Source organism: Burkholderia sp. IDO3, from assembly GCF_003366075.1.
GTDB classification, from domain to species: domain Bacteria; phylum Pseudomonadota; class Gammaproteobacteria; order Burkholderiales; family Burkholderiaceae; genus Burkholderia; species Burkholderia anthina.
In genome coordinates, this window is the sequence record NZ_CP028965.1 from 290,520 (window position 1) to 315,137 (window position 24,618).

Annotated in this window: 27 protein-coding genes and 1 pseudogene; 20 read left to right on the forward strand and 8 right to left on the reverse strand. The window is 62.2% G+C overall.

From position 1 onward, the window contains the following. Positions 1-309: 309 nt before the first annotated feature. From DCN14_RS37115 to DCN14_RS37195, 17 genes are all read left to right on the forward strand, one after another. Positions 310-678 carry a hypothetical protein gene (locus DCN14_RS37115; RefSeq protein ID WP_011875590.1) on the forward strand — a complete coding sequence of 123 codons (369 nt, stop codon included), beginning with the start codon at positions 310-312 and terminating at the stop codon, positions 676-678. Between the two features lie 91 nt (positions 679-769). Next, the gene (locus DCN14_RS37120; protein ID WP_060096529.1) at positions 770-2,062 is read left to right on the forward strand and encodes a TolC family protein; all 1,293 of its coding nucleotides are present in this window, start codon (positions 770-772) and stop codon (positions 2,060-2,062) included. 11 nt (positions 2,063-2,073) lie between these two features. Further along, positions 2,074-3,603 (forward strand): efflux RND transporter periplasmic adaptor subunit, encoded by a 1,530-nt coding sequence (locus DCN14_RS37125; protein ID WP_011875592.1) that lies wholly within the window; start codon positions 2,074-2,076, stop codon positions 3,601-3,603. Then, complete coding sequence (locus tag DCN14_RS37130) at positions 3,600-6,806, forward strand: efflux RND transporter permease subunit (RefSeq protein ID WP_021157489.1); 3,207 nt, start codon at positions 3,600-3,602, stop codon at positions 6,804-6,806. Before DCN14_RS37125 ends, DCN14_RS37130 begins: the two co-directional genes overlap by 4 nt. Beyond that, positions 6,803-7,153: a copper-binding protein gene (locus DCN14_RS37135; protein WP_011875594.1), complete on the forward strand. Its 351-nt coding sequence runs from the start codon at positions 6,803-6,805 to the stop codon at positions 7,151-7,153. Before DCN14_RS37130 ends, DCN14_RS37135 begins: the two co-directional genes overlap by 4 nt. A 73-nt stretch (positions 7,154-7,226) precedes the next feature. Further along, on the forward strand, positions 7,227-9,098 hold the full coding sequence (gene dsbD / locus DCN14_RS37140; protein ID WP_042973489.1) for a protein-disulfide reductase DsbD: 1,872 nt from the start codon (positions 7,227-7,229) through the stop codon (positions 9,096-9,098). A gap of 51 nt (positions 9,099-9,149) precedes the next feature. Next, positions 9,150-9,512 (forward strand): hypothetical protein, encoded by a 363-nt coding sequence (locus DCN14_RS37145; RefSeq protein ID WP_011875596.1) that lies wholly within the window; start codon positions 9,150-9,152, stop codon positions 9,510-9,512. 125 nt (positions 9,513-9,637) lie between these two features. Continuing rightward, on the forward strand, positions 9,638-9,925 hold the full coding sequence (locus tag DCN14_RS37150) for a hypothetical protein (protein ID WP_021157491.1): 288 nt from the start codon (positions 9,638-9,640) through the stop codon (positions 9,923-9,925). Positions 9,926-9,978: 53 nt separating this feature from the next. Beyond that, on the forward strand, positions 9,979-10,206 hold the full coding sequence (locus DCN14_RS37155; RefSeq protein WP_043292957.1) for a DUF2933 domain-containing protein: 228 nt from the start codon (positions 9,979-9,981) through the stop codon (positions 10,204-10,206). An 82-nt stretch (positions 10,207-10,288) separates the two neighbouring features. Further along, complete coding sequence (locus DCN14_RS38325; protein ID WP_009687857.1) at positions 10,289-10,450, forward strand: hypothetical protein; 162 nt, start codon at positions 10,289-10,291, stop codon at positions 10,448-10,450. A 22-nt stretch (positions 10,451-10,472) separates the two neighbouring features. Beyond that, positions 10,473-11,030: a PCYCGC motif-containing (lipo)protein gene (locus tag DCN14_RS37160; RefSeq protein ID WP_042973472.1), complete on the forward strand. Its 558-nt coding sequence runs from the start codon at positions 10,473-10,475 to the stop codon at positions 11,028-11,030. 33 nt (positions 11,031-11,063) lie between these two features. After that, complete coding sequence (locus tag DCN14_RS37165) at positions 11,064-11,381, forward strand: P-II family nitrogen regulator (RefSeq protein WP_009687817.1); 318 nt, start codon at positions 11,064-11,066, stop codon at positions 11,379-11,381. A gap of 437 nt (positions 11,382-11,818) precedes the next feature. Then, entirely contained in the window at positions 11,819-12,214 is a 396-nt protein-coding gene (cueR, locus tag DCN14_RS37170) for a Cu(I)-responsive transcriptional regulator (protein WP_009687816.1), read from the forward strand. A 307-nt stretch (positions 12,215-12,521) separates the two neighbouring features. Beyond that, a complete protein-coding gene (gene istA, locus DCN14_RS37175; RefSeq protein ID WP_011875599.1) occupies positions 12,522-14,078 on the forward strand; it encodes an IS21-like element IS408 family transposase in 1,557 nt (518 codons plus the stop codon). 16 nt (positions 14,079-14,094) lie between these two features. Beyond that, on the forward strand, positions 14,095-14,844 hold the full coding sequence (gene istB / locus DCN14_RS37180; protein WP_006397350.1) for an IS21-like element IS408 family helper ATPase IstB: 750 nt from the start codon (positions 14,095-14,097) through the stop codon (positions 14,842-14,844). Positions 14,845-14,974: 130 nt separating this feature from the next. Continuing rightward, positions 14,975-15,172, forward strand: a complete 198-nt coding sequence (locus tag DCN14_RS37185) for a heavy-metal-associated domain-containing protein (RefSeq protein ID WP_009687815.1) — start codon at positions 14,975-14,977, stop codon at positions 15,170-15,172. A gap of 398 nt (positions 15,173-15,570) precedes the next feature. Then, a complete protein-coding gene (locus tag DCN14_RS37195) occupies positions 15,571-17,865 on the forward strand; it encodes a heavy metal translocating P-type ATPase (protein ID WP_089454681.1) in 2,295 nt (764 codons plus the stop codon). A gap of 181 nt (positions 17,866-18,046) precedes the next feature. Here the strand turns inward: DCN14_RS37195 and DCN14_RS37205 are convergent, their stop codons facing one another. The 8 genes from DCN14_RS37205 to DCN14_RS37235 form a co-directional block, all read right to left on the reverse strand. Beyond that, complete coding sequence (locus DCN14_RS37205; RefSeq protein ID WP_004118524.1) at positions 18,047-18,604, reverse strand: recombinase family protein; 558 nt, start codon at positions 18,602-18,604, stop codon at positions 18,047-18,049. Then, the gene (locus DCN14_RS37210; RefSeq protein ID WP_003100853.1) at positions 18,598-18,969 is read right to left on the reverse strand and encodes a hypothetical protein; all 372 of its coding nucleotides are present in this window, start codon (positions 18,967-18,969) and stop codon (positions 18,598-18,600) included. Before DCN14_RS37210 ends, DCN14_RS37205 begins: the two co-directional genes overlap by 7 nt. Continuing rightward, positions 18,966-19,466: a hypothetical protein gene (locus DCN14_RS37215; RefSeq protein ID WP_003100856.1), complete on the reverse strand. Its 501-nt coding sequence runs from the start codon at positions 19,464-19,466 to the stop codon at positions 18,966-18,968. The genes DCN14_RS37210 and DCN14_RS37215 overlap by 4 nt, the downstream gene beginning before the upstream one ends. After that, positions 19,463-19,789 (reverse strand): hypothetical protein, encoded by a 327-nt coding sequence (locus tag DCN14_RS37220; protein WP_003100858.1) that lies wholly within the window; start codon positions 19,787-19,789, stop codon positions 19,463-19,465. The genes DCN14_RS37215 and DCN14_RS37220 overlap by 4 nt, the downstream gene beginning before the upstream one ends. A gap of 254 nt (positions 19,790-20,043) precedes the next feature. Next, positions 20,044-20,400: a cupin domain-containing protein gene (locus tag DCN14_RS37225; protein WP_003465043.1), complete on the reverse strand. Its 357-nt coding sequence runs from the start codon at positions 20,398-20,400 to the stop codon at positions 20,044-20,046. Positions 20,401-20,447: 47 nt separating this feature from the next. Further along, positions 20,448-20,621 (reverse strand): hypothetical protein, encoded by a 174-nt coding sequence (locus tag DCN14_RS38525; protein WP_003154411.1) that lies wholly within the window; start codon positions 20,619-20,621, stop codon positions 20,448-20,450. Between the two features lie 15 nt (positions 20,622-20,636). Beyond that, positions 20,637-21,023, reverse strand: a complete 387-nt coding sequence (locus DCN14_RS37230; RefSeq protein WP_003100872.1) for a DUF86 domain-containing protein — start codon at positions 21,021-21,023, stop codon at positions 20,637-20,639. Next, positions 21,020-21,310 (reverse strand): nucleotidyltransferase, encoded by a 291-nt coding sequence (locus tag DCN14_RS37235; RefSeq protein ID WP_001247892.1) that lies wholly within the window; start codon positions 21,308-21,310, stop codon positions 21,020-21,022. Before DCN14_RS37235 ends, DCN14_RS37230 begins: the two co-directional genes overlap by 4 nt. A gap of 245 nt (positions 21,311-21,555) precedes the next feature. On the opposite strand from DCN14_RS37235, the gene DCN14_RS37240 reads away from it, so the two are divergent. The 3 genes and pseudogenes from DCN14_RS37240 to DCN14_RS37250 all read left to right on the forward strand — a co-directional run. Further along, on the forward strand, positions 21,556-23,238 hold the full coding sequence (locus tag DCN14_RS37240; protein WP_011875634.1) for a DDE-type integrase/transposase/recombinase: 1,683 nt from the start codon (positions 21,556-21,558) through the stop codon (positions 23,236-23,238). A gap of 2 nt (positions 23,239-23,240) precedes the next feature. Beyond that, a complete protein-coding gene (locus tag DCN14_RS37245) occupies positions 23,241-24,149 on the forward strand; it encodes a TniB family NTP-binding protein (protein ID WP_009687862.1) in 909 nt (302 codons plus the stop codon). Then, a pseudogene (locus DCN14_RS37250) lies at positions 24,146-24,607 on the forward strand (TniQ family protein); the annotation flags it as partial. The gene DCN14_RS37245 and the pseudogene DCN14_RS37250, both read left to right, overlap by 4 nt. Positions 24,608-24,618: the final 11 nt, after the last annotated feature.

Genomic DNA, 24,618 nt, shown 5'->3' on the forward strand with positions numbered 1-24,618 from the left:
AGTCATAGTTGACACGGTCGAAAAGTGTCAGCCATAGTTGACACATGATCGAACTCATCAAGACCGCCGTATTCGAACGCTGGTTGACCGACCTTCGCGACATTCGAGTGCGAGCACGCATCGAAGCCCGCATCCGCCGACTGAGTTGCATAATGAAATCAGCTACTTCCTGATTGGTCTCCTCCGCACCCCGCAGTCGCCATTGGCGTTCGCATTGCAAGCTGCCCGTCTGGTTCAGATCGTGGTCCGACAAAAAGTAGTGCAATTATCCACCGCGATCGCGCCAGGCTGCAGGCTATAATTTCCGCCATGAAACTGCTCCGGACCGTCATCCTGTTGCTGCTCTGCGCGGTGCTGCCCATCAGTGGGCTGGCAGCCAGTGGCTTGACCGGTGAATGTCCGATGCAGCAAACCATGTCCATGGATGCGGACGCCAGCGTATCCGCTGACATGCCGGGCTGCGATTCGATGAAGCCCGCATCCGTCGACAAGGCCAAGGTCAAGGGCATGTTTTGCAAAGTAACCGCCCAATGCCAGTTCGGCAGCCTCTATCACCCGGCCGCCAGGGCTGAAATCGGCCGCCCGGCTGCGGTCGGCACGCCTGTCATCTTCCATTACACCCAGTCTCTTCCGGTCCGTGACCCGAACGGGTTATGGCGACCGCCGCGTCTCGTCTAATCCCTCGCTGACAGGTTCACCGCAGTTGCGGTGAGGTTCGTCGTATGCCGGACGCGGAATCCCTATGGGATTTCGCCTTTGGGGTTAGAACATGCCATTCATTTTCGGCACGCCGCTGCGCCGGCGTGTACCTTGGCGCGTGCACACGCTTTTTGCCGCGCTTCTCGTCGCGGGCGTCGTTCACGCCCAGCAGGCGCCTTTCACGCTGGACGCCGCGCTACAGTCGGCGACCGATCGCTCTGCATCGATGCAGGCCGCGCAGTCGTCCGTCCGCGCCAGCTCCGAGGCGGCCGTCAAGGCCGGACAACTGCCGGACCCGATGCTCAAGGCCGGCATCGATAACCTGCCGGTCAACGGTCCGCAACGCTTCACCATCGGCCAGGACTTCATGACGATGCGCCGCATCGGCATCGAACAGGAGTGGGTATCTGGCGAGAAGCGGCAGCTGCGTTCCGCGTTGGCCGATGAGGTGGTCGGGCGCGAGCGCGCCGACTATCTGGTGCAACTCGCCAACGTTCGCCAGCAAACTTCCACAGCCTGGCTGAACGCCGTGTATGCGAAACAGGCGCTGGCGCTGCAGCAGGCGCTCCGCGACCACATGCACCACGAGCTGGAGGCGACGAAGGCGTCGTATCGCGGCGCCAAGGCAAGCACCGCCGACGTGGTACAGGCGCAGGTGATGCTCGCGCAGACTCAGGACCAGGTGCTCAAGGCGCAACAGACTTATCAGACCGCGCTTATTGGGTTGTCACGCTGGACGGCCGTTCCCGTCTCCGATGTGACCGGTGAACCGCCGGCGCCCGAGTCGTTCGTGTCGTCGCTCCCACCTGACGAACTGCGTCTGTCGCAGCCGACGCTCGTCGCCGCCGCGGATGACATCGCGGTCGCTGATGCCGATACGGCAGTCGCCGACAGCGAGCGCAGCCCGAACTGGACATGGGAGGTCGCGTACCAGCAACGCGGCGGTGCGTACTCGAATATGGTGTCCGTCGGCGTCACCATTCCATTGCCGTTGAACCGGAAAAACAACCAGGACCGCGACGTCGCCGAGAAAGCCGAACTCGCCACGAAGGCGCGGCTGATGTACGAAGACGCGCTGCGACAGGTGCAAGCCGACATCCGCGCACAATCCGCGACCCTGGCGAGCGGGCGCGAGCGCATCGCCAATCTGAGCCAGTCGTTGCTGCCCGCCGCGGACCAGCGCGTGCAACTCGCGAATGCTGCCTATCGCGCTGGTAGCGGCTCGCTCGCGGACACGTTCGCTGCCCGCCGTGCCCAACTGGAAGCGCAGTTGCAGGTGCTCGACCTCAAACGAGAGGTGTCGCAGACCTGGGCGCAGCTCGAATATCAAGTCGTGCCACCGACGATGGCCGCCGCGCAATGACGGAGAACAGCATGAACAGGAAACCTTTGGCACGCGCGGTGTTGACGGTATTTGCCGGCGCGGCGCTGCTCGGCGCGGGCTATTTCGCGGGAACGCGTCACGCGGCGACCGGCACCGCAGTTGCCTCGACTGGCGCCGCCTCGCCGGGCGGCAAGATCGACCCGAAGACCGGGCGGAAGGTGCTGTACTGGCACGACCCGATGGTGCCGAACCAGCATTTCGACAAGCCGGGTAAATCGCCATTCATGGACATGCAACTTGAGCCTGTCTACGCGGATGAAGGCGAGAGCTCTTCAGGCATCAAGATCGACCCGGGGCTTGAGCAGAATCTTGGCATTCGCTATGCGACCGTGCGTCGGCAGGAAACGACCGGCGGATTCGATGCCATCGGCACGACGCAGTTCGATGAATCGCACTCGGATGTCGTGCAGTCGCGCGTCACCGGCTACATCGACCGGCTCTATGCGAACGCGCCGATGCAACGCATCGCAAAAGGCGCACCAGTCGCATCGCTGTTCGTCCCGGAATGGCTCGCGCCGCAGGAGGAATATCTCGCACTCAAGCGCGGCGGCATGGACGCCACTTTGCTCGAAGCGTCGCGAGCGCGGATGCGCGCCTTGTCGATTCCTGATGGAATCATCGCGAGCCTTGACCGAACCGGCAAGGCCCAGACGCACGTCTTGCTGACGTCGCCCGAGTCCGGTGTCGTCAGCGAACTGAACGTCCGCGACGGCGCGATGGTCGCGCCCGGCCAGACACTCGCGAAGATTGCCGGCCTGTCGAAGCTGTGGCTCATCGTCGAGATTCCCGAGGCGCTCGCGCTGGGCGTACAACCCGGTATGACCGTCGATGCGACGTTCGCAGGCGACCCGACACAACACTTCAACGGTCGCATCCGCGAAATCCTGCCGGGCATCAGCACCACCAGCCGCACGCTCCAGGCGCGTCTGGAAATCGACAACGCCGGATTCAAGCTGACGCCGGGCATGCTGATGCGCGTGCGCGTTGCCGGCCAGAAGGCTGTCTCGCGACTGCTGGTGCCCTCCGAAGCCGTGATCACAACGGGCAAGCGCTCGGTCGTCATCGTAAAGAACGGCGACGGGCGCCTTCAGCCGGCGACGGTTACCGTGGGCAATGACATTGGCAACGAAACCGAGGTGCTGAGCGGCCTGAACGACGGCGACACCGTTGTCGCGTCCGGCCAGTTCCTGATCGATTCCGAAGCGAGCCTGAAGTCCGTTCTGCCGAGGCTGGAGGGCAGCACGGGGGCAAGCGCAAGCGCACCGGCGTCCGCACCCGCCGTCGCAGCACAAACGTACGAGACCACCGGCAAGGTCGAAAAAGTGACCGCTGCGGACATCACGTTCTCCCATCAACCCGTGCCGGCGCTCGGCTGGGGCGCGATGACGATGGCGTTCAACAAGCCCGCTCCCGATGCCTTCCCCGACGTCAAGGCCGGACAGACGGTGCACTTCGTCTTCAAGCAGTCGGATGAGGGCTACCAGTTGACGAAGGTCGAACCGGTCGGAGGCGTGCAATGATTGCCCGGCTCATCCGATGGTCCATCCACAACCGTTTCCTGGTGCTGCTCGCGACTGTACTCATGACCGGTTGGGGCCTCTACTCGGTCGCCGAGACGCCGCTCGACGCACTGCCCGACCTGTCCGATACACAGGTCATCATCAAGGCATCGTATCCGGGCAAGGCGCCGCAGGTTATCGAGGACCAGGTCACCTACCCGCTCACGACGACGCTGCTCGGCGTGCCGGGCGCAAAGACCATTCGCGCGTACTCGTCGTTCGGCGATGCGTTTGTCTACGTGCTGTTCGACGACAAGACCGACCAGTACTGGGCACGTTCGCGCGTGCTCGAATACCTGAATCAGGTGCAAAGCCGCCTGCCGCAGGGCGCGACCGTCTCGCTCGGGCCGGACGCGACCGGCGTGGGATGGGTGTACGAGTACGCGCTGGTCGACAAGACCGGACAGCACGACCTCGGACAGCTGCGCGCGCTGAACGACTGGTTCCTGAAGTTCGAGCTGAAAGCAGTGCCGGACGTCTCCGAGGTCGCCAGCATCGGCGGCATGGTGCGCCAGTACCAGGTCGTGCTCGACCCGGACAAGCTGCGCGCTTACGGCATCACGCAAGCCGCGGTGACCGATGCGCTCGGCAAGGCAAACCAGGCATCCGGCGGCTCGGTCGTCGAGCTGGCCGAATCGGAGTACATGGTGCGCTCGTCGGGCTATCTGCGCTCGCTCGACGACTTCCGGAATGTCGTATTGCGCACCAACGACGCGGGCACGCCGGTGCTGCTGGGCGACGTCGCACGCATCCAGATCGGCCCCGAGATGCGTCGCGGCATCGCGGAGCTGAACGGTCAGGGCGAAGTCGCCGGCGGCGTCATCGTGATGCGCTCGGGAAAAAATGCGCTGAAGACCATTGACGCGGTGAAGGCGAAGCTCGCCGACCTGAAGCGCTCGCTGCCACCCGGCGTCGAAGTCGTCACGACTTACGACCGCTCGCAACTCATCGAACGCGCGGTGGACAACCTGAAGGACAAGCTCATCGAGGAGTTCATCATCGTTGGGCTCGTCTGTGCGGTGTTCCTGTTTCACCTGCGCAGCGCGTTCGTCGCCATTCTGTCGTTGCCGCTCGGCGTGCTGGCCGCGTTCATCGTGATGCGGTATCAGGGCGTCAACGCGAACCTGATGTCGCTCGGTGGTATCGCGATCGCGATCGGCGCGATGATCGATGCGGCCATCGTGATGATCGAGAACGCGCACAAGCACCTGGAAGCGTTCGAGCATGCGTTCCCCGAGACACGGATGACCGCCGCGCAGCGCTGGGAACTCATCGCAGCTTCGGCAACTGAGGTCGGGCCGGCATTGTTCTTCTCGCTTCTCATCATCACGCTGTCGTTCATTCCGGTGTTCTCGCTGGAAGGCCAGGAGGGCAAGCTGTTCTCTCCGCTGGCGTTCACGAAGACCTACACGATCGCGGCGGCAGCAGGTTTGTCGGTCACGCTCGTGCCTGTCCTGATGGGTTACCTGATCCGCGGCCGTATTCCGCATGAGAACGCGAATCCCATCAATCGCGTGCTGATCTGGCTGTATCGTCCATTGCTTGAGGCGACGCTGCGCTGGCCGTGGGCGGCGATTGGTCTCGCAGTTGTCGCGCTGGTGCTGACGATTCTGCCGATTTCGCGTCTTGGCGGCGAATTCATGCCGCCGCTCGACGAGGGCGATTTGCTGTATATGCCGACCGCTCTTCCGGGCATTTCCGCCGAGAAAGCGAGCGAGCTGCTGCAGCAAACCGACCGGCTCATCAAGACCGTGCCCGAGGTCGCGACAGTGTTCGGCAAGTCGGGCCGGGCGGATACGGCCACAGACCCGGCACCGCTCGAGATGTTCGAGACCACCATCCAGTTCAAGCCGCGCAGCCAGTGGCGGCCGGGCATGACGCCGGAAAAGCTGGTCGATGAGCTGGACCGGACGGTCAAGGTGCCCGGTCTTTCGAACGTATGGGTGCCGCCGATCCGCAATCGCCTCGACATGTTGTCGACCGGCATCAAGACGCCGGTGGGCGTCAAGATTTCCGGGCCGGACCTGACGCAGATCGACCGTATCGCGACGCAGGTTGAAACGGCCGTCAAAGGTGTCCCTGGTGTGACGTCCGCACTCGCGGAACGGCTCAACGGCGGGCGCTATATCGACGTGGACATCGACCGGCTCGCCGCAGCACGCTACGGACTGTCGGTGGCCGATATCCAGTCGGTCGTGTCGTCGGCGGTGGGCGGTGAGAACGTTGGCGAGGTGATTGCCGGCCGCGAGCGCTTCCCCATCAATATCCGCTACCCGCGCGAATTCCGCGATTCGCTTGAGAAGCTGCGGCAACTGCCAATCGTCACGGATCGCGGCGCGCAAATCCAGCTCGGCGACGTCGCCCACATCACGATCGCCGACGGCCCGCCGATGATTCGCAGCGAGAATGCTCGGCTCTCCGGGTACGTCTACGTCGATATCCGCAACACGGATCTCCAATCCGCCGTGAAGGCAATGCAGCAGGTCGTGGCTCGGCAGGTCCAGTTGCCACCCGGCTACTCGATTGCGTGGTCGGGCCAGTTCGAGTACCTGGAGCGCGCGGCGGCCAGGCTCCGGACCGTCATTCCGGTGACGCTGGTTGTCATCTTCGTGCTGTTGTTCCTGACCTTCAACTCCGCCGCCGATGCGCTGCTGCTGATGTCGACCGTGCCGTTCGCGCTGGTCGGCGGCTTCTGGCTCATCTGGATACTCGGCCACGCGGTGTCGGTCGCGACATCGGTCGGATTCATCGCGCTTGCGGGCGTCGCTGCCGAGTTTGGGGTGGTCATGCTGCTGTACCTGAAAGGTGCGCTCAATCGCCGGCTGGAAGATGGCGAGCTGCTCACCGAGGCGTTGCTGTTCGACGCGATTCGCGAAGGCGCCGTGCTGCGCGTACGGCCGAAGGCAATGACGGTGGCCGTCGTGCTCGCCGGCCTCATTCCGATCATGGTCGGGCACGGTGCAGGGTCGGAGGTCATGCAGCGTATCGCCGCGCCGATGGTCGGCGGCATGGTGACCGCGCCACTTCTGTCGATGTTCGTGATTCCCGCAGCGTGGTTCCTGTTGCAGCGTCGTCGCGCACGACAGGCCAGCGCTGTCCATTTTCCCCACACAAACCCTTCCGGCACGAACGTGCCAGTCAACCAAACTGGAGAGATCCAATGAAGAAACTGTTTGTTATGTCCGCTGCCCTTGCAGCCACTTTCGCCACGCCCGCATTTGCCGGCAACGACATGGCCGGCATGGATATGTCGACCAGGGCTTCCGCGATGAAAGTGTCGTCGAACAATGCGCTCACCGACGCAGAGGTCAAGAAAGTCGACGTGGCGACAGGCATGGTCACGCTGAAGCACGGCGCGCTGGAAAACGTCGGCATGCCGCCGATGACGATGGCGTTCAAGGCGAAGGATGCCGCGATGGTCAAGCAGATCAAGGAAGGCGACAAGGTCAAGGTGCGCGTCGAAGAAGTCAACGGCACCCTGACCATCGTAAAACTCGAAAAGCGCTTGTGACGAAGCGTTGATGGCTGGCACGCAGGCTTCTGTCCGCGCGCCGGCAGCCAGGAGTTCGGGCGAGGAGACCACCATGCGAACGACATCATCCAACGCGTATCAGTCTGACTACCAAACAGCGGACATATTGAGTCGCATACTTCGCTTCGCCCTTGTCCTGTTGCTCGGACCCGCATCCTTTTCGGCTTACGCAGTCAACGAATCCGAACTGCTTGCGCCTGAGCAGGCATTTCCGTTGACCGTCAGCCTCGCGAGCCCGATGGAGGTCGTGCTCGACTTCAAGACGAAGCCCGGGTATTACCTGTATCGCGACCGAATCAGCTTTGCGGTTGACGGCACACTGGTAAAACCGGATTCGATGCCGCCCTCCGAGTCGAAGAACGACCCGACGTTCGGCGTGGTCCAGGTCTATCACCAGCCCGTCCGGATTCGTCTTCCGTTGTCCGCTGCGATCACGTCGAGCGCCATGCTGACAGTTACATCGCAAGGATGTGCCGACGTGGGGGTCTGCTATCCGCCGCAGACGCGCCGCTTTCGGATCGCTGCGGACGGTGCTGTGACGCTCGCAGCGCTCGTTGGGAGTGCGAATGCAGCGGACTTCCCTGTCGTCGAGAAAAGCCGGCAGTCCGCCGTACCGGGTCTACCGCTGCGTCCTGCCAATGGGATCGGCATCGCCGAATTGCTAGGCTTTCTGGTGGCTGGTCTGCTGATGGCGGGCACCGTGTGCATGTATCCGCTCATCCCTATCGTCACGGCGGTCATTAACGGTACCCGTGAGCGGTTGCCGGTATGGCGCGGGGTTTCGCTGTCGTTCGCCTATGTACAAGGACTGGCGATGACATACGCGGCGGCTGGAACCATTGCGGCAGTCGTTGGCATTCCACTTGTGGCGGTGACGCAGAAACCCTGGTTACTGGCCACGTTCGGCGCGCTCATGCTCATCCTCGCGCTCGGTATGTTCGGCGTGTTCAGGTTGCAACTGCCGACGGGCTGGCAGACGCGGTTTGCGGGATGGAGCAGACGCTTGCCCGGAGGCCGTGTTGGGCCGGTGTTCGTGATGGGCATGTTGTCCGCGCTGATTGTCGGGCCGTGTTCCACACCGGCACTGGCAGGCGCACTGGTCTACATCGCCAACAGTCATGACATCGCAGGCGGTACGCTGGCGCTGTATTTGATGGGTATCGGGATCGGCATTCCGCTGCTGCTTGTCGGCACGTTCGGAACGCGCCTGCTACCCAAGTCGGGACACTGGATGGTCGCGGTCCAGAACACACTCGGTGTCATGCTGCTGGCCGCAGCGCTGTGGTTCGTCTATTCACTGCTGCCTGTCTGGCTGCTGATGTCACTGGTCGCATTGCTGCTGACTGCTTGCGGAATGATGCTACGTGCGATCGACCCTTTACCGGCCGGCGCGACGGGGATTGCCCGAGTCGGCAAAGCGCTCGGTGTGTTGCTGCTGGTCGCAGGTATCGCCGAGTTTGTTGGCGTCGCATCGGGCAATTTCGACATGCTGATGCCACTGGGCGGTTTGACGCGGATGTCGGCGTCAGCGGGAGGTGGCGCAAGTTCGGCAGCGCGATTCGACACGATCACCTCGAACGCCAAGCTGGACGAGGCGCTCAAGCTCGCACGAGGAACACCTGTCATGGTGGACTTCTACGCGGACTGGTGCATCACCTGCAAGGAACTCGAGCGCTTCACGTTCACTGATGCACGTGTGATGGACGAGTTTACGCACTGGAAGTTGCTACGCATCGACGTGACGAAAAATACCGAGGCCGACACGGCGATGCTGCGGCGGTTCGGTCTGTTTGGCCCTCCGGCCCTGATTTTCTTCGACAAAACTGGTCGGGAGCAGCCTGATGCGCAACTGGTCGGATTTATTGGGGCGGACGCATTCCTGGCCCATCTGAAACGCTTGCAGTCGAGTGATGTGGCGCAATAACGCAGCTGTCGGCGGCCGCAGCAGGACTCATCGGCGCCTATACTGAAAATCATGAATCTCTGGGTCAAACTCGTCGCCTGCTTCCTGATCGCGTGGTTGCCGATGCTCGGTTACCCCGCCCAGGCCGCGTTATGTCCAGAAATGTCGTCGATGCCTGCCGTACAGCATCCCATGAAGGCAGCAGGCGCTATCGAAGCGACAGGATGCACATCCGGCACGATGCACGTCGGTACCAGCGCTCATCCATCTGCTTGCCACGCGGGCATGGGAAGCTCCGTGTGCGGGATGCCGGCCATACCGATGTCGCATACCGTCGGCATTGCCCCATCGACACCTGATTATCGGGCCATCACCCGGATCCTTTCCGAGCAGTTCATTCCTGAGCTGCCAGCACCGCCCCCGCGTTCGTTGTAACTCTCCTCCGTCGGCGCTTGCCCAGCGGTTCCGTACCGCGGCTCGAGTTCGCTCGCGGCCCGCGTGACCATCCGCGAAGCGTCACATGCTCGATTCGATTCTACGAACGAAAGATGGAGATACACATGAACGCAAGACATGCACGATTGGCTGTTGTTTCCACGCTATTGCTCGCTGCGAGCGCAGTGGGCCTCGCTGCCACTGGCTCTTCTTCCAGTCCGGCGATGCAGGACCGTGAGCACGGTCACGGCGCGATGATGATGGGCGGAATGATGGGCGGCTGCCCGATGATGGGTGGAAGCGCCGGTCTGGACCCGAAGACCGCGATGCGAATGCACGCCGAGATGATGCGGGCCATGAGCGACATCATGATGAAGTATTCCGACCAGGCGGTTACGCCACCGTCGAAGTGACCGCAAGCCCGACCACGTTACTCACATTGGATACAGCCTGACAAGGACTTCACATGAAATGCAACTGGAAAACCATGGCGGCCGTTGCGCTCGCACTGGTCGCCGTCATCGCCCTCGGTTACTGGGCATTTCCTCCTCTCAGAGGCACGCTTGCAACGCTCGCTGTTATCGCCAGTGTATTCATCTGCCCGCTATCGATGATGTTCATGATGCGTGGCGTGCGTTCTCACACTGGCGGTCCCGCCACGCGCGCTCGGGTAACGGACGAAGCCAAACACTGAGTCCGTCGATTTCTGCGGGAACTTCGGACCGGTGCGGTGGGAGCGCCCATCGTTCTGGTCCGGTTCGCTTCACGGAGAGCATATGTTCAACGGGAAACTAATCGTCAATTTTATCATCGGCTTGCTCGCGGTCATCGGCCTGTTAGCGGTGCTGGGTACAGGTGCGATGTGGGCAATGCACACCGGAATGATGCACGGGATGCTGTCTTGTGGAGGCACCATGTATCAGCATCCGGGATTCTGACCGGGAATCTGGGAGATTGAAAGTGAAACGACACATACGACCTCAGGCCGGCAGCATCGTCAGCAAGCACTCTAGCCTTGGCAGCAAGTCGGGGTGGCATCTGCTGTCTCTGCTGGCCCTGATTATTGCGATGCCGACGGCGTTGGTGTGGGGGCCGTCATTTGTCCATTGGGTTGCCGGCCCCACGGGAGTTGCCATCGAGTCAACAAATGCGATCCAACAGATACCCGGCTGGCGAGTTGGCATGCTGCGACCAGACGGGTTGCGCATCGTTCCATCAGGAGTATTCGACGCCTCGCACGTACTGAATCCGGCGCAATTCTCGGACAACGCCGTGCGGCACGCGTACTGGGTAGCGACCAGGATTCCCGCGACGCTCAACAAGCTCTACTGCTGGTGTGGATGCGAGAACCGTGGCGAGCACCGTTCGAATCTTCAATGCTTCGAGGACCGGATGGCTGTGTCGTGTCCGGTTTGCCAGGGGACCGCTGAAATCGCCTACCGGATGACGCAATCGGGTATCCAGGACGCAGCGAAGATTCAGGCGGCCGTCGATGCGAAGTGGGCGTCCAAGGGATAGGAGTGATGACTCATATTAGAAACGGAGGATGCGATGGAACTGAAATGCGTGATCGCGATACTGCGCCCCAATGTACTCAAGATGCTCGAGCGGCAGTTGGGCGCGCTACACATCCACGGCATGACGGTGACCCATGCAAGGGGATTCGGTGCACATCCCAATCTCTTTGCCAACGACTGGACGACTGAGCACATCAAGATCGAAATCTTCACAGTCGCCGAGAACGTCGACGCGCTGATCGAGGAAATCATGACGGTCGCCAACGAGGAATCTAGTGGTGATGGCGTCGTTGCCGTCGTACCGGTAGAACGCTTTCTGCGAGTGCGGGCGGCGACTGAAGGCGCCCGCTGAGCAAACGTCCTGGTCCTACGTTACTGGCTCTGCATTTTGAGAGACGCAGCGCCCGCAAGTTGTAGTTGCGGACGCAAGCCTGCGCTCGTTCAGCTTCCGATTCTAGGTGCGCTTAATTTCGCTTACGAACGAAGATCGATGCCGCTATAGTTCATTTCAGCCTCCTCAAGGGTCCTGTTGACCGTCGCAGTTCAACTAGTAGACCCTAGCCGCCGCCTCCTTCGGGCGGCCAGGAGGCCTCTCAATGATTATCAATCTCAGACGACAGCGCCCGGCCCGTTTGACGATGGCCCACAGGATCAGCCGTTCGGCCTCTTTCCGTGCCGCACCACGAATCGAACGATTACCCCTTGAATCGAAACCACTTGACCTTCCCAACGTGGGAAGGTCAAGAATAGTCAGTGCGGTTCGAATGGCCGTTTCGAGAGGGGAAAACGATGAATATCGGCGAGGTTGCGAAGTCGTCGGGCATGTCGACCAAGATGATTCGTCACTATGAGGAAACAGGCCTGATTCGGGCTGCCACCCGGACAGGGGCGAACTATCGTGTGTACACGCCCAGGGATGTCCAGGTGCTGCGCTTCGTCCGGCAGGCCCGACATCTTGGTTTTTCCACGAAGCAGATTGCGGTGCTGCTGGCCCTTTGGGAAGACCGCAGCCGGTCCAGCGGCGAGGTCAAACGGCTCGCGAATGAGCATATTGCCAACCTGAATCTACGCATTCAGGAACTGGTGGAAATGCGGGATACGCTCCGGCATCTGGCAGCCCACTGCAAAGGGGACTCACGCCCTGACTGTCCGATTCTGGAGAAACTGGCTGGCGCGGCGCATTGACGCCCCCTTGACCTGCCCCGCAGCGAAAGGTTGTAACTGAAATTGCGTATTCCGGCGAACGTGATCACGCATTTCGGCGGATCGTGATCATGGATTCCGAATGATCGTGATCACCCGTTTCGGTTGATCGTGATCGCTGATCACAGGTTTCCGAAACGCGTGATCACGATGCCGGAATGAGCGATCACGGGACCGAAACGGGTGATCACGTAACCGGAACGTAATCCGGGTTTGAGTCTGGCGGTGGCGTTGCGCATGTATTCACCGACGGCGTTAGCCTGCTCCCTTTTTTGCGGGAGAAGTGCCGATGCCGACACCTCGGATGAGCATGCGCAAATTGAAGGAAGTCCTGCGACTAAAGTGGGCGTGTGGCCTGACGCATCGGCAGATCAGCCGGGCTATCGGCATCAGCGTCGGTGCCGTCTCGAAGTTCGCGGCCCAAGCCAGCCAGGCGGGACTCGATTGGGCGGCAGCCGAAGCAATGTCCGACGACGAACTGGACGCGCGCCTGAGGCCTGCGGCAACCAATGCCGCGGCGACGACGACGCGACGCATCGAGCCCGACTACACGGCATTGCATCGCGAGCTGCGCCGCAAGGGCGTGACGCTGCAACTGCTGTGGGAAGAATACGCTGAAGCGAACCCCGGCCAGCGGACGTACCGCTACACGCAGTTCTGCCAGAAGTACAAGGACTGGGCGAAGTCGATCAAGCGCTCGATGCGTCAGCAGCACCGCGCCGGCGAGAAGCTGTTCGCGGACTTCGCGGGTCCCACCGTGCCGGTCCTGGCGAGCGATGGCGGCGTCGAGTTCGAGGCGCACGTGTTCGTTGCCGTGCTCGGCGCATCCAACTACACGTTCGCGTGCGCGACGCGCACCGAGACGATGGCGGACTGGATCGGCAGCCTGTGCGATGCGCTAGAGTTCATTGGCGGCGTGCCCGAACTGCTCGTGCCCGACAACCCGAAGGCGCTGATCGCGCGACCCGACCGTTACGAACCCGGACTCGGCACGACCACGCAGGACTTCGTGAACCACTACGGCACCGCGATGCTGCCGGCGCGTCCGCGCAAACCGCAGGACAAGGCCAAGGTCGAAGTCGGCGTGCAGATCGTCGAGCGCTGGGTGCTGGCCCGACTGCGCCACTATCGCTTCTACAGTCTGGCTGAACTCAACAAGGCGATTGCAGAACTGATCGCCGACCTAAACCAGCGCCCGTTCAAGCGGCTCGAAGGCAACCGGCGTGAATGGTTCGAACGGCTGGACCAACCCGTCCTGCGCCCGTTGCCCGTGCGTCGCTACGAGATCGCCACCTTCCAGAAGTGCCGTGTGAACATCGATTACCACGTCGATGTCGGCGGCCACTATTACAGCGTCCCGCATAGCCTCGCACGGCAGGAGGTCTGGGCGCGTATCACACGCCACGGCGTAGAGATCCTGCATGGCGGCAAGCGTGTCGCTGCGCACGCTCGCTCGCGCCTCAAAGGCAAACACACGACCATCGCCGAACACATGCCGGCTGCGCATCGCGCGCACATGGAATGGACGCCTGGGCGCCTGCTCAACTGGGGCGCATCCGTCGGCCCCGGCGCCGAGGCTGTCGTGCGGCATCTGCTGACCAACAAACCTCACCCCGAGATGGGCTATCGCGCCTGTCTCGGTCTTCTCTCGCTCGCGCGCAAGTACGGCAAACACCGCCTCGAGGCCGCATGCCAGCGTGCATTGAAGATCGGCTCGCCCACGCGTCGCTCCGTGCTGTCAATCCTGGAAGCGGGACTTGACCTGCAGCCCTCGCTCCCGACCACGCCCGCCGAATGGCGCTCGCCCGAGCACGAGAACGTGCGCGGCCCCGACTACTACCACTGACCCGAAGGAGGTCACGATGTTGATGCAGCACACCCTTACCCAGCTAAAGGCGCTCAAACTGGACGGCATGGCTCGCGCGTTCGAGGAGCAGTCAACGCTCACGGCAAGCACCAGCCTGTCATTCGAGGAACGCGTGGGCATGCTCGTAGATCGCGAGCTGGCCTGGCGTGATACGCGACGACTCGAACGTTTGCTGCGCGCCGCGAAGCTCAAGAACCCACAGGCCTGCGTCGAAGACATTGAATACCGGCAAACCCGTGGGCTGGACCAGCGCATCGTCGCCACGCTCGCCGGCTGCGACTGGGTGCGCAATGCTCAGAACCTGATCCTGACCGGCCCCACCGGCGCGGGCAAGACGTGGCTCGCTTGCGCGTTCGGCCAGCAGGCGTGCCGGCAGGGCTTCTCCGTGTTCTATGTGCGCGTCGCGCGGCTGTTCGAAGAGCTGAAAATCGCGCACGGCGACGGCAGCTTCACACGTCGGCTTGCGCAACTCGCGAAGATTGATGTGCTGATCCTCGACGATTGGGGCTTGCAGGATCTCGACCAGGCGGCGCGCAATGATCTGCTTGAGGTACTTGATGATCGTGTCGGTACGCGCTCGACTGTGATCACCAGCCAGTTGCCGCTCGAACACTGGCACGCGTGGCTGCAGGACCCCACGCTCGCCGATGCGATTCTCGATCGGCTCGTGCATCAGGCCCACAAGCTTCCGGTCAAGGGCGATTCGATGAGAAAGAAAACGAAATCCGAGTCCGCTGACGCCTGATCGTGATCACCGTCGCTATAATCCATTGACCGCGCAACACCACCTTCCAGACTGATCACGTTCGCCGAAACGATTGATCACCATCGCCGAAATCCGCAACTGAAATGATTCAACGGAACGGAGTTGGAAAATGGAACTGACCATCAAGGATATGACCTGCGGGCACTGCGCGGGCGTCGTAACGAAAGCGGTCAAGGAAGTCGATACGGCGGCACACGTGACCGTCGACCTGGAAACCAGGATCGTGCGCATCGAGTCGTCACGCGAGGCGGGTGAATTTCTTTCGGCGATACAGGAGGCCGGATATAGTCCCGCCGCGCTCGCATGAGCTTACACATCTGAAGGTCAGGCCACGAAGCCTTCGACTATCCCGTTTCTCGGGACCAGCCTGGCTCAGGGGCGGATAATCACACCGGCGGCCGCGCGTTCCCCTGCACTCGTGGAACGAGCAAGCTGGCCGGTCGGCGTCCCCGCAACAGACCATAGCGGCCAGCGTTACCAATGGACGGCACGACAGGCGACGCAATTTGTGCACAGTGTGAAAGACAACGCGGAGCACGGAAAATGAGCGGACAGCGTAACGACGGCGAAACTTCTCCCGAACACCTGAACGCGAGCCACGGCGCGGGCGGCCACCAAGACCATGCTGCGCACGCCGCGCAAGGTCAGGCCAGCGGGGATGCCGATGGCAATCACGCGGCGCACCACGGACATGGCCACGGTGAAATGTCCGAAGGTCCCGACGGCGCGCTCAGGGACCCGGTGTGCGGCATGTCTGTCACGGCGGATTCGCCATTTCGCAGCGAGCACGATGGACATCCGTATTTCTTCTGCAGTGCGTCATGTCAGAAGAAGTTTCGGGCGGACCCGTTGCGATATGTCAAACCGTCGACCAGCACGTCGGTTGAGGCTGCGCCGGAGGGCTCGATATACACCTGCCCGATGCATCCGGAAATTCGCCAGGACCATCCTGGCAACTGCCCGAAGTGCGGTATGGCCCTTGAGCCCTTGTTGCCCAGTCTCGAGGACGAAGAGAATCCCGAGCTGACGGATTTTCGACGCAGGTTCTGGTGGACGCTGCCGCTGACGGCCGTGGTGTTCGTCCTGGCCATGTTCGGCCACCGGCTGGGCTGGATGGAAGCGTCCACACAGAGCTGGGTCGAACTGGCTCTCTCGACTCCGGTCGTCGTGTGGGCGGGCTTGCCGTTCTTCGAACGTTGCACCCGCTCGTTCATCAATCGCAGCCCGAACATGTGGACGCTCATCGGACTTGGTACGGGGACGGCCTATGTCTATAGCGTCATCGCGACAGTCGTTCCAGGAGTCTTCCCGGAGGCATTTGCCGCACATGGTCGTGTGAGCGTGTATTTTGAGGCCGCGGCCGTCATTATTTCGTTGACGCTCGTCGGGCAACTGCTCGAACTGAAGGCTCGGTCGCAGACGTCCGCTGCCATCAAGGCACTGCTGGGACTGGCGCCGAAGACCGCGCGGCGTATCAACGCCGACGGCACAGAAGAGGACGTTCCACTGGCTCACGTCCATGTCGGCGACCTCCTTCGCGTAAGACCAGGCGAGAAGGTTCCGGTCGACGGCGTTGTGACGGAGGGTTCCAGCGCGCTCGATGAGTCCATGATTACGGGCGAACCTATTCCCGTCAGCAAGCGGGTGGGTGACCACGTCATCGGCGCGACCATGAATACCTCCGGAAGCCTCATCATCAAATCGGAGAAGGTCGGCTCCCAGACCATGCTGGCACAAATCGTCCAGATGGTCGCGCAGGCGCAGCGTTCCAGGGCACCCATGCAGCGCATGGCTGACAAGGTCGCGGGAGTTTTCGTCGTCGCGGTGGTCGGCGTCGCCATCCTGACGTTCGTCGCCTGGGGCTTTTTCGGACCCGAGCCCAGTTGGGTCTACGGGCTTATCAATGCCGTGGCGGTGCTCATCATCGCCTGTCCCTGTGCGCTTGGGCTGGCGACTCCCATGTCCATCATGGTCGCGAGTGGCAAAGGCGCGTCGAACGGTGTGCTTTTTCGGGATGCGGCTGCGATTGAGAACTTCCGGAAGGTCAACACGCTGATCGTCGACAAGACAGGCACCTTGACCGAAGGTCGCCCTGCCTTCGAACGCGCAATCGGCGTGAATGGATATGCGGAAGAGGATGTTCTCCGGCTCGCGGCCAGTCTTGACCAGGGTAGCGAACACCCGCTCGCTGCGACCATCGTGGATGCGGCCCGTGAACGGCGGCTCGCGTTCGAGAAGGTGGAGCACTTCGAGTCGAGCACCGGGATTGGCGTGCGAGGACTGGTCGGCAGCCGCAATCTCGCGCTGGGCAACACCACCCTCATGCAGGCCGACGGCATCGACGTTGGGACGCTCACGGAAAATTCGGACACGCTGCGTGCGCAGGGCGCCAGCGTCATGTATCTGGCGGTTGATGGAATGCTGGCCGGCCTGCTCGCGGTTTCGGACCCGGTGAAGGCAACGACACCCGAGGCACTGGCCCGGCTCAAGGAAGACGGTATCCGCGTGGTGATGGCGACGGGCGACGGTGTCGTGACCGCCAGGGCTGTCGCGACGAAGCTCGGCATCGGTGAATTCCATGGCGAGGTCAAACCAGCCGACAAGCTGGCGCTGGTGACGAAATTCCAGCAGGAAGGCAAGGTTGTAGCCATGGCCGGTGACGGTATCAACGATGCGCCCGCGCTTGCCAAGGCGGACGTGGGCGTCGCGATGGGCACCGGCACCGATGTAGCGATGAGCAGCGCACAGGTGACCCTCGTCAAAGGAGACCTGCGCGGCATCGCGCGAGCCCGGGAGTTGTCCGAGGCGACAATCGGGAACATGAAGCAGAACCTCGGCTTCGCGTTTGTGTACAACGCCCTGGGTGTGCCTCTGGCGGCAGGGGTACTGTATCCGTTCACCGGATTATTGCTGTCCCCGATGATCGCCGCACTGGCCATGAGCCTGAGTTCGGCATCGGTTATCACCAACGCGCTACGGTTGCGGAACGTGAAAATCTGACTTTTCGCAGAAGAAACCGGCGGCATTGAGCGCTGCCGTCATGATCGTAACCCATGAAACCAGGGGCGCCCCATGTCACTATCTCGCCGTCAATTCCTGCTGACGTCCGCTGCCGCCGCCTCGGCCGTGCTAACCGGATGCGCAGAATGGGGTCGTCTCAGAAAACGGAAAATAAAGCACGCTAAGCGTGCGTGGAGGCTGGCACCCAGCGGTACAGCGTCGGAATGGACACGCCGAGGTTCTTGGCCACGTCCTTGGGCGGCACCCCGCTGGCCAGCAGCTTCTTGGCCGACTCGATCTTGCTGTCGGTCATCTTCGGCTTGCGGCCGCCTTTGCGGCCGAGCTGCTTGGCGACTTCCAGCCCGGCGCGGGTGCGCTCGACGGTCAGCTCGCGCTCCATTTCGGCAAGGCTCGCCATGACGTGGAAGAAGAACCGCCCGGATGGTGTGCCGGTGTCGATGGAGTCGGTGAGGCTCCTGAACTGGACACCGTGCTTGTGCAGCTCGCCGACCAGATCGACCAGTTGCTTGACCGACCGGCCCAGCCGGTCGAGCTTCCAGACGACCAAAGTATCGCCTTCGCGCAGCATTTCGAGCGTCTTGGCCAAGCCAGGCCGGTCTGCCCGCGTGCCACTCACCTTGTCCTCGAAGACCTTTTTACATCCGGCCTTGCTCAAGGCTTCGCGTTGCAGCTCCAGGTTCTGATCCTGCGTCGAGACGCGCGCATAGCCAATCAACATGGCTTGTCTCGCGCCCGGTCGATGCGTTCCTGCATCGCCTGCATCACTTCTTCGTGGGTGTACGATCTGGCGTTGGCGTCGGTGGCTTGCCGCAGGGCTTCCTCAACCTCGCGCGTCATCCGCTCGTAATCCTCCGGCCACAGCGCTTGCTCCATGCGCAGCGACGCCTGACCCAGCAGGTGCAGCAGGCTGAACAGCCGCATGTCGTTGGTGGCGACGATGCGCTCCCGAATCTGCTCCTGAATAGCTTCGCTAGCCCGATGCGCTTGTGGTGTGGCAGTCCCCTCGTAGTCAGCGGGGAATTCCGCTTCCTCGGCAATCCTTGCCCAGGCGCTGGCCAGCGCCTCGATGGTTGACGTGCTCATTTCCGCCGCTCCTGTGCTCTTTGGCGAATCAACCGGCCAAGGGGCCTCGACGCGAAAACCAGCAGCATCACGCCTATCGGATACCAGGTCGAGAAGACCACCAAGGCATCGAAGGCTGGCCGTCCGGTGTTGGTAGGCAGTACGGCGGTCACAGCCATCAACCCGCCGACCGTCCAGATGATGCGCCACACGTAGGGCATCACGCGGGGCACGTAGCCGTCATCGAAAGCGGTCTGGTAGTAGCGGCGCAGGCCGCGCTCGGCAAGCGCCTGGCGCTGCCGCTCCGACAGCGCATCCGTCCGGCCATACCAGCGCCGGAATGGTGGACAGCGCAGCAGCAAAGGGGTGAAGAGGATCATCACCGCCACGATCGCGACACCCCACGCCATGACGGCGCCGGCATCGGGCCGCTTGGCGTTCTCGATCACGGGCGCGAAGACGCCCGGAGCACCGATCATCCAGAACAGCGCAATGTGCTGATGGAAGGAGAGCTTCATTTGCTCATCCACTTGCGCAGCAGGCGCTTTTTCAGGGAGGCGCGTTCTTGCGGGTTGCGTCCCTTGTGATTGGCGATGCGATCCGCCGTGGCGGCCTGGCGCTTGACGGGCCAGTAGGAGCGGCCATCCTTGCCCATCGACCAGACGCTGCTGGCCTGGTTTTCCAGCAGGGGCAGATGGGCGCTCAGGGCTTCGGGCGACGCGCTGGTCAGCGCCGTGCGCTCACGGGTGCGCCAGCGCTGATGCCAGAGCTTCTTGTCCTCGCGCTCGCTGCCGCAGGTCGTGTGCCCGACGATGGGTGTTTTGCGGCGGCTGCGGCTCATAACGTAGTGGTCTCCAAGAACATTCAGGACTGATCCCAGGCGTCGATGGTCAAGACCTGATCGGCAGGACAGGCGGCTACGCGGTCGGGAACTGGATGGTGTTCAGTCTCATGCCGACCCCATTCGATTGATCGCGTCGCTTGCGGCACGCTGCGACGCAAGGAGGTTTGCGACCTGGTTTAGCAGCCGTGTCCGCTGCATGTCTGTTACCTATCTCCCCGACCGCTCATTGGACCAACTCCAGAGATTGGGCTCTATCGCTCAGCCAATACGAAACCGGCATTGGCTGATGCCACAACCGAGACGAACACAAATGGCTCGGTACCTGTATTTCGCGCCCCGTGCACTTGGCCCGGTCTTGCCACGGCTATCTCACCTTCCCTGAGGGCACGAACAATCCCATTGCCCTGAAAGTAATCAGCCATTCCCGACAAAACAGTCCACGTGTCTTGGCCGTGAGGATGAATGTGAGCCGCAATTTCCTGCCCGGGATGGACATGCCAAACCACGATAATTGAGTCTCGGGTTTCAAGCACAACGGAACGAATAGGCTCGCCTTCGGACGGCTGAACATACTCGGCTACAGAAAATATTCTCGATTCAACAGTCATCGGAGATCCCTCTTTCACAGTGCCCCCAGACAGGCTGGATATGAGTTCTAACTCGAATTTGAACGGGAGGCTGGTCGTGCGGTCGTGCAGTTGCCGATGAGCGTGTCGGCTGCTGCCTCCTTGCCCACCAGCGAACTCACGTCCGTTGCGGCCATCCAGAAGGTCTTGCCCGAGCGCGGCTCATAGGTCGCGGGATCGAACACGCCAGAGGGGCCGAACATCGGCGGCTTGATTGGTCATGGCTCCATGCCTTTGTCGTTACGGTCTTCATCGTCGGCATCCTGACGCACGGCGGGCAATTGCTGGAGCAACGCCGGCAGCCATTCCTGTACCGTCTCCCACACCACATCGAGGTTGATGTCGAAATAGCCGTGAGCCATGCGATTACGCATATTGCGCATGCTGCGCCACGGCACGTCGGCATGCGCCTGGGTGAACTCGACGTAGCCATCCATCACCTTTGTGGCCGCCTCGCCGATGACGATCAGGCTCATGATGACGGCCTGCTGGGTGCGCTTGTCGGCCAAGAAGTCGTCCTTGGCCATCCCTTCCACGAAGCTGCGCGCATCGGTTGCGGCCTGCTGAATGTGGTCGAGGTAATCGGGCAGGCGGTTCTCGCTCATATCGGTTGCGCCTCCGCGAGCACCTTGGCCCGGAACTTCGGCGGCAGGTCGCCGGGAGTCAGCAGATCGACGTCAACGCCGAGCAGCGATTTCAGTTCTTCTTCCAAATCGCCCAAGTCCAACAACGTGGCACCGGGCAGCGCATCGACCAACAGGTCGAGGTCGCTGCCATCCCGGTCGGTGCCATGCAGCACCGAGCCGAAGACGCGCGGGTTCGCGGCGCGAAAGCGGCCTACCGCTTCACGCACTGCGCTTCGCTTCATGTCAAGCACAACAGACGGTCGCATGGGCATCCTTTCTTATCGAAACTCGTTGAGATGATATGCAATCAAGAATAGAATTTCAAGAACTATTTTCGAGAATCGCAATGCCTTGATTCCCGTGCCGCGCCTGTCATTTTCAGAAGACGACTGCACCATTCAGCGCGGTTTGAAGCCTCTTGTGCATACGGCTCCTGACAGCCAGATATCAGGACTCCTCTGCACGAAACTCGTCTATGCTCAATACTCGTGTGCACCAAAGCGAGATGAGCATGGCGACCGATACCGCACCGATTACCGAGCACGGCGTGGCCACCCTGCCAGAACAGGCATGGGAGCGTGCGCGTCGTCGCGCGGAGATCATTGGGCCGTTGGCGCAGTCGGAGACGGTTGGGCATGAAGCGGCCGACGCGGCAGCCCAGGCATTGGGGCTGTCCCGGCGGCAGGTCTACGTCCTGATCCGCCGTGCCCGGCTAGGATCGGGGCTGGTCACTGACTTGGCTCTTGGGCAGTCGAGCGGTGGCAAAGGTAAAGGCCGCTTGCCGGAGTCGGTCGAACGAATCATCCGCGAGTTACTGCAAAAGCGCTTCCTGACCAAGCAGAAGCGTAGCTTGGCGGCGTTCCACCGCGAAGTTGTGCGGGCGTGCAAGCTGCAAAAGCTGCGGGTGCCGGCGCGCAACACGGTGGCTCTGCGGATCGCCGGCCTCGATCCGCGCGAGGTCACTCACCGCCGGGAAGGACAAGATGCCGCCCGCGACCTGCAAGGTGTTGGTGGTGTTCCGCCACCCGTCTCCGCGCCGCTGGAGCAGGTGCAGATCGACCACACAGTCATCGACCTGATCGTGGTGGACGAGCGCGACCGGCAACCGATTGGCCGTCCATACCTGACCCTCGCCATCGACGTATTCACCCGCTGCGTGGTTGGCATGGTCGTTACCCTGGAAGCCCCGTCCGCCGTCTCGGTCGGCTTGTGCTTGGTGCATGCCGCCTGCGACAAGCGCCCTTGGTTGGAAGGGTTGAACGTAGAGATGGATTGGCCGATGAGCGGCAAGCCCAGACTGCTCTACTTGGACAACGCGGCTGAGTTCAAGAGCGAGGCGCTGCGCCGTGGCTGCGAGCAGCATGGCATCCGGTTGGACTATCGCCCGCTTGGGCAGCCGCACTACGGCGGTATCGTGGAACGGATCATCGGCACGGCGATGCAGATGATCCACGACGAATTGCCGGGGACGACCTTCTCCAATCCTGACCAGCGCGGGGAATACGCCTCCGAGAAGATGGCCGCCCTGACACTGCGCGAGCTGGAGCGCTGGCTCACATTGGCGGTCGGCACCTATCACGGCTCCGTGCACAACGGCCTGCTCCAACCGCCGGCCGCGCGCTGGGCCGAAGCTATCACGCGGACCGGCGTGCCAACCGTCATCACTCGCGCTACGGCTTTTCTGGTCGATTTTCTGCCCATCATCCGCCGCACGCTGACCCGCACCGGCTTCGTCATCGACCACATCCACTACTACGCCGATGCGCTCAAGCCGTGGATAGCTCGGCGGGACCGCTTGCCTGCGTTCCTGATCCGGCGCGACCCGCGCGACATCAGCCGCATATGGGTGCTGGAACCAGAGGGGCAGCACTACCTGGAAATTCCCTACCGTACCTTGTCGCACCCGGCTGTCACCCTCTGGGAACAACGACAGGCGCTGGCGAAATTGCGGCAGCAAGGGCGCGAACAGGTGGATGAGTCGGCGTTGTTCCGCATGATCGGCCAGATGCGCGAAATCGTTACCACCGCGCAGAAGGCTACGCGCAAGGCGCGGCGCGACGCGGATCGACGCCAGCATCTCAAGGCAACGGCAACGCCTGTCAAAACCACGCCACCACCGGGCGCTGACATGGATGGGCAGCAGGCAGACAACCAGCCGCCGGCCAAACCGTTCGACCAGATTGAGGAGTGGTAGCCGTGGAAGAATATCCCATCATCGACTTGTCCCACCTGCTGCCGGCGGCCCAGGGCTTGGCCCGTCTCCCGGCGGACGAACGCATCCATCGCCTTCGCGCCGACCGCTGGATCGGCTATCCGCGAGCAGTCGAGGCGCTGAACCGGCTGGAAATCCTGTATACGTGGCCAAACAAGCAACGCATGCCCAACCTGCTGCTGGTCGGCCCGACCAACAACGGCAAGTCGATGATCGTCGAGAAGTTCCGGCGCACGCATCCGGCCAGAGCCGACGCCGACCAGGAGCACATTCCGGTACTGGTCGTGCAGATGCCATCCGAACCGTCGGTAATCCGCTTCTACGTCGCGCTGCTCGCGGCGATGGGTGCGCCATTGCGACCGCGCCCACGGCTGCCAGAAATGGAACAACTGGCGCTGGCACTGCTGCGCAAGGTCGGCGTGCGCATGCTGGTGATCGACGAGTTGCACAACGTCCTGGCCGGTAACAGCGTCAATCGCCGGGAATTCCTCAATCTCCTGCGCTTCCTCGGCAATGAACTGCGCATCCCACTGGTCGGGGTCGGCACGCGCGACGCCTACCTGGCCATCCGCTCCGATGACCAGTTGGAAAATCGCTTCGAGCCGATGATGCTGCCGGTATGGGAGGCCAATCACGATTGCTGCTCACTGCTGGCCAGTTTCGCCGCTTCGCTTCCACTGCGGCGACCCTCGTCGATTGCCACGCTGGACATGGCCCGCTACCTGCTCACACGCAGCGAGGGCACCATCGGCGAACTGGCGCACTTGCTGATGGCGGCGGCCATCGTCGCCGTGGAGAGCGGCGAGGAAGCGATCAACCATCGCACGCTGAGCATGGCCGATTACACCGGTCCCAGCGAGCGGCGGCGGCAATTCGAGCGGGAACTGATGTGAAGCCAGCGCCACGCTGGCCACTGCATCCGGCCCCCAGAGAAGGCGAAGCCTTGTCTTCGTGGCTCAACCGCGTGGCCCTTTGCTATCACATGGAGGTGTCCGAGCTGCTGGAGCACGATCTTGGTCACGCTCAGGTTGATGACCTGGATACCGCGCCACCACTGGCGCTGTTGGCGATGCTCTCCCAGCGGAGCGGCATCGAGCCGGACCGGCTGCGTTGCATGAGTTTCGCCGGCTGGGTGCCTTGGCTACTGGACAGCCTTGATGATCAGATTCCAGACGCATTGGAAACCTATGCGTTCCAGCTCTCGGTGCTGCTGCCGAAACTCCGCCGTAGGACGCGATCCATCACGAGCTGGCGTGCCTGGCTGCCCAGCCAGCCGATACATCGCGCCTGTCCTCTCTGTCTGAACGACCCGGCAAACCAAGCCGTACTGCTTGCATGGAAGCTGCCTGTGGCGCGACAATC